Origin of the sequence: Paraburkholderia sp. BR10923 (genome assembly GCF_040948765.1) — a bacterium.
Lineage (GTDB): Bacteria > Pseudomonadota > Gammaproteobacteria > Burkholderiales > Burkholderiaceae > Paraburkholderia > Paraburkholderia youngii.
The window spans coordinates 1-435 of record NZ_JBFPKO010000168.1 but is presented as its reverse complement, the minus strand read 5'-3'; the positions used below and the strand labels follow the sequence as shown (position 1 = coordinate 435).

Below are 435 nucleotides of genomic sequence, written 5' to 3'. Positions count from 1 at the left end.
TCAGGTTCGGGTTCTTCAGCATGATCTTGAACGCTTCGGTGACCTTCTCGGTCGTCGCACCACCGCCGACGTCGAGGAAGTTCGCCGGTTCGCCGCCGAACAGCTTGATGGTGTCCATCGTTGCCATGGCGAGGCCAGCGCCGTTCACGAGGCAGCCGATGTTGCCGTCGAGCGAGATGTACGCGAGGTCGAACTTCGACGCTTCGATTTCAGCCGGATCTTCTTCGTCCAGATCGCGGTACGCGACGATTTCCGGGTGACGGAACAGCGCGTTCGAGTCGAAGTTGAACTTCGCGTCGAGTGCGATAACCTTGCCGTCGCCGGTCAGGATCAGCGGGTTGATTTCGGCGAGCGATGCGTCGGTTTCCCAGAATGCCTTGTACAGGCCTTGCAGGATCGCGCGGGCTTGCGGGATCGAAGCGTCGGGCACGCCGA

At 61.1% G+C, this 435-nt stretch carries 1 pseudogene; it reads right to left on the bottom strand.

Annotated features, from left to right (window positions below):
- Positions 1 to 435: pseudogene (gene sucC, locus AB3X94_RS41950) on the bottom strand (succinate--CoA ligase subunit beta); the annotation flags it as partial.